This is a genomic window from Pedobacter sp. 01N416 (assembly GCF_056399685.1).
In genome coordinates this window covers 1-4,576 of the sequence record NZ_JBFTRT010000422.1, presented here as the reverse complement: position 1 = coordinate 4,576, position 4,576 = coordinate 1, and the positions used below count along the sequence as shown (strand labels likewise).

General features: G+C 36.4%; 6 protein-coding genes. 2 read left to right on the top strand and 4 right to left on the bottom strand.

The window, feature by feature from the left end; all coding sequences use genetic code 11:
* Window positions 1-802, top strand: an 802-nt coding sequence (locus tag AC1DND_RS20445; protein ID WP_477584437.1) for a DUF58 domain-containing protein, incomplete at its 5' end; no start/stop codon positions are given.
* A 90-nt stretch (window positions 803-892) separates the two neighbouring features.
* Here AC1DND_RS20445 and AC1DND_RS20440 read toward each other — a convergent pair.
* From AC1DND_RS20440 to AC1DND_RS20425, 4 genes are all read right to left on the bottom strand, one after another.
* On the bottom strand, window positions 893-1,951 hold the full coding sequence (locus tag AC1DND_RS20440) for a nucleoid-associated protein (protein ID WP_477584435.1): 1,059 nt from the start codon (window positions 1,949-1,951) through the stop codon (window positions 893-895).
* Between the two features lie 63 nt (window positions 1,952-2,014).
* Entirely contained in the window at window positions 2,015-2,497 is a 483-nt protein-coding gene (locus AC1DND_RS20435) for a MarR family transcriptional regulator (RefSeq protein ID WP_477584433.1), read from the bottom strand.
* The gene (locus AC1DND_RS20430) at window positions 2,497-3,000 is read right to left on the bottom strand and encodes a GNAT family N-acetyltransferase (protein WP_477584432.1); all 504 of its coding nucleotides are present in this window, start codon (window positions 2,998-3,000) and stop codon (window positions 2,497-2,499) included. Before AC1DND_RS20430 ends, AC1DND_RS20435 begins: the two co-directional genes overlap by 1 nt.
* Before the next feature lie 114 nt (window positions 3,001-3,114).
* Complete coding sequence (locus AC1DND_RS20425) at window positions 3,115-3,687, bottom strand: TlpA family protein disulfide reductase (protein WP_477584430.1); 573 nt, start codon at window positions 3,685-3,687, stop codon at window positions 3,115-3,117.
* A 627-nt stretch (window positions 3,688-4,314) separates the two neighbouring features.
* Between AC1DND_RS20425 and AC1DND_RS20420 the strand changes: the two genes are divergently transcribed.
* Window positions 4,315-4,576: carboxypeptidase-like regulatory domain-containing protein (locus AC1DND_RS20420; protein ID WP_477584428.1), on the top strand; the 262-nt coding region annotated here is incomplete at its 3' end.

Genomic DNA, 4,576 nt, shown 5'->3' with positions numbered 1-4,576 from the left:
GATGGCCGCTTCACGCTATTTAACAGAATTCGGGATCAAAAAAATCAGAAAGGTTGGACAAAGCAGCGAATTCGACCAGATTAAAAATTATGTTGGTGGCGACGATATCCGTACCATTAACTGGAAAGCTACGGCCAGAAAAGGTGGTTTAATGGTGAATACCTATACAGACGAGAAATCGCAGAATATTTATTGTGTAATTGATAAATCGCGTGTAATGCGCATGCCTTTTGAAGGATTAAGCCTACTCGATTATGCTATAAATGCAGCCGTTGCACTTTCGAAAGTGGCCATGCTTAAAGAAGATAAAGCAGGTTTAATTACGATATCTGAAAATATCGGCGCTGTTGTACCAGCAGATCGTAAAGCTTCTCAGCTTGGCACTATCATGAATGTGCTTTACAAGGAAAAAACGAGATACCTTGAAAGTAATCTCGAAGCACTTTATTCCGCGGTACGATCAGTAGTAAAACAAAGGGGCCTTTTGGTTTTCTTTACCAATTTCGAAAGTTTATCGGCACTGCAAAGACAGTTGCCATATTTAAAAAGAATAGCTAAATACCACTTATTGGTGGTTGTATTTTTCGAAAATACTGAACTAAAAGAATTAAGCACAGCACCTGCAAAAGATGTAGAAGGCATTTACCATAAAACCATTGCCGAGAAATTTATCTACGAGAAAAAACTAATGGTTAAAGAACTCAACAAACATGGCATTTTAGCCATCCTTACCCCACCTCAAAAACTTACTGTTAATGTAATTAACCAGTATTTGGCATTAAAGGCACAGCAGCGGATTTAATTTGTAGTTGAGGGTGATGAGTTTGGAGGCACTGTTCTACTGAAACATGCTAGGTAACTCAAAAACCCCAAACGCCCAACTCTAAAGTCCCTACTCCTCTTCCCTAAAATACACCTTGTAAAAGTTCATCGATTTATCATCGTCGTAACCTTTTTCGATCATATCTTTATTGCCATGGATATAAATGTGGAAGTTTTTATCCAGCTTTAACACGCTTTTATAGGCACGGGCTTGTTTTTTAACAGCGGATTCGGCGATTTCAAAATTATCGGCAATCGGGCTTTCGTACTCTTGCTCGTAATTCTTCTTATAGTTTTTGAATGATTCAATCCCTTCGGCATTACCAATTACTTCATTACCGAATTCCTCAATATCAAAGGTTTCTTTTTCTTTGAAATACTTCATCGAGCGGTTTAAGAGATCGATTTTATCCGCTTTACTGATTTCGTAATCGTCATCAAGTTTCTGTGTAACGAAGTTTTTGTAAACCCCTAAAACATTATTGGTTTGGTTATAACTGTCGTTCCTGATTTTCAGCTTCAAAAATTCATCTTTCCAGTAAACAGCAGAATCGTTGCTACTTTTCGATTGATCCAGCACCACAACTTTATAGCCTTCTTCTTTATCAACGTTAAAAATCAGGCAGCCTTTATCCAATTTATTAATACTGATGGCTTCTTGCTCGTAACTTACATTAAAGCCATCCTGCTCAGGGTAAACTTTTAGGTAAGTATCTTTTGTTTCGGATTTAAAAATGCCAACTACATCCAATTGCTCGCCTTCTATCTGCACCTTTTCAAAATAAGCGACATATAGCTCGCCAGATTTAATTTTTGGGTGATTGGCTACATCGTATAAATGTTTGGCCAGTTGTTGCGAATCTTCGTGAAAAAGTTCGTTGTTTTCGAAAATTTCATGAACGAAATGGAATACTTCGTTCAACTCCAGGTTATCGTTGGGGTGATAAAAACGGTAGGCCTCATTTACCTTTTCGAAAGGTTTTAAGAAATACTGCATCAACAGGTTTCCCAACACTTCATCATCAATTTTTAAAGGAGCATCAGATAATTTATAATACTCTTCAAGCAATTTATTGCCTGTGTGGTGGATAGAAAGTTGCTTAAGTGAAGCCTCGAAAAATGAAATCATGGGGGCAAAAATAGTAAAATCATTGGTTAACCTTCTCGGTCATTCAATCATTCTCTAATTCAATTATTTCTTAATATAAACCTCGGCCCGCTGCAGAAAGCTTTTTTCCTTTAACGATGCCTCAACCTCATTTATAGCCTTCATTAAGTTATTTTCCGTATTCGTAATTTCTGCTGTGGCTTTAATAATCACATCCCAAACAGGCTCCATAGTGGAAAGAAGTGCTGTACCCTTTTCTGTGAGTTCAACCAAACGTTTACGGGTATCTATTTTATCTTTTTTAGACCGGATCAGTTTCTCCTTCTCCAATTCTTTTAACAAACTGATGGTAGAAGGATGTGCATAACCAATTTCATCTGACAACGAAACCACGTTCATCGTCGATTTTTTATATAAAGTATAAAGCACAGGGAACCATTTGGGTTGAAAATCAATTCCGAATGCTTTATAAATCAACAGACCATCTTTACGGATCTGATCGCTCAGCCTTTGCAATCGGGTAGAAATGGCCAATAAACCAGAAGCATCAATTACATTTTGTTCCATTAAAGAGATTTTAAATCCAGGCTATAAAAAACATTGTCTACAGCCATCCGAGGGAAGTAAACCGGCAAATCTTCCATTGCAACTGGTTTAAATCCATTACGTTCATAAAAACGGCAGGCCGCCTGCAATACGTCTTTTGTACCCAAATATACCTCATTCAGGTTATTATCCTCACAGTAGGCTAGAAGTGTTTTTAATAAAGCTTGCGCAACACCCAAATCTTTCCCTCGGAATTCCTTTTTAACAAACATTTTTCTGATTGCCCCCGATTGATGCTCAGGAACAGCAATTAAGGCAATGGTACCGATCAGTTCACCATTTAGTATGGCACCCCAAAAAGCACCACCTGAGCCATTATAATTTTTTTCTATATCCAACAAATCTGGCTGTGCCGCCAAATCGATATCTACATTAAATTCTATTTGTTGGATAGGTAGAATTAACCCAATAATCGCTTCACAGAATTGATTATCTAACCGTTCAATTTTAAAGTCGTTTTGCATTGTTAAATATTATCTGCCAAAGATATGTAGTTAACTACATATATCGCAAATAGAAATATCATTTGAACCTCAAATTTTAGGAAGGATTAGGAATGTTTTGGTTATTGGAGAAAGTTATTTTGTGTTCTTTAACTTATTGAGAAAGTCGACTATCTTTTTATCTGCATAATTGGCTACGCCTTCATGTTTGAAAGACAAACGGCCCTGTTTATCAAAAATAACTGTGGTTGGTAAAGCGCCTGCAAATACTTTTTCAGGAATCTCACTTTCTACTTTATAAACGGGCATCGCATATTTACGGTCGGACATAAACTTGCCCGATTTGGCAAAATCGCCATCTGCATCCGCAAAAATGAAAACAACATTTTTATCATTTTTAAACTGAGTGTATAATTTGTTAATCGATGGCATTTCAGCTCTACAGGGAGGACACCAGGTTGCCCAGAAATTAAGAAAAATGACTTTTCCTTTTAAATCGCCAAGATCAATCACATTTCCTTTTACATCCTTAAACTGGATTCCGTCAAGGCTCGTTGCGATTTCCTTTGGGCTTTCAACTTTTGGCGAATAAAAACCAATTTCCATTAATCCCCTAATTAAAAATGCTTTTGCATCAGGTACAAAAACAATTATCAAAAGGATAATGATAAATAGTGCATTGAATATATTTTTCCTGATAAACTTCATAATTTACTATCCTCCTATTGTGTATAACAACGAAATTGACGCACAACTGGCATGTCCATAACTTATTACTAAACTCATCACTCCCCTTAAACCATTGACTAAATCGCGAGTCATAAAACCATAAATACAATGTTACTTTGTAAATATATATAATTGCTTAGGAATTACTACTTTTGGCCTGTTGAAAAAGCATAGACAAAACATTAAGAAATATTTATCGGCATTTATGCTGATTGTATTTGCTATTGCTTTAACTCCGTGGAGTGTACTTCACCACCATAACCCTCTTCCGGTTGTGCAGAAAGAGGTCAACTGTAAACATGTTAGCCACGTGCAGGCCCATGGCGATACCTGTTTAATCTGTAATGCTAGTTTTGAAAAAAATTATGTGCAAACGCACCACATTTACAGAATCTTCTTATCGGCCAAAATTTTTAGCCGAATCGAACCTACCTTAAACAATGCTTTTACCGAAATAAAGCGCACTTGCTTACGAGGTCCCCCTTTAGCATAATTTTTTCTTTTCAAGCGCATCCGCGCTTAATCAAATTATTTATTTGAAAAACTAAAACTGGCTTCATTTAGCTATTGCTTTGGTTTTTCTATCATTTTTATTTACTACAACACATGAAAAAATTACAGCTTATTGGCTTGGTAATTCTATATACATTATTAAGCAGCACTGTTTTTGCTGCCGCTTTAAAGAATATAACAGGTAAGGTTATTGATGCCAGCACCAAACAAACGTTGCCAGGGGCAACCATTTTTATTCCTGATTTAAAAGTTTCGGCAGTAACCAACAATGATGGAGAATTTACATTGAATAACCTTCCTTCAAAAGGAAGTTATCTTATTGAGGTACATTATATTGGCTATAAAACCACTACAC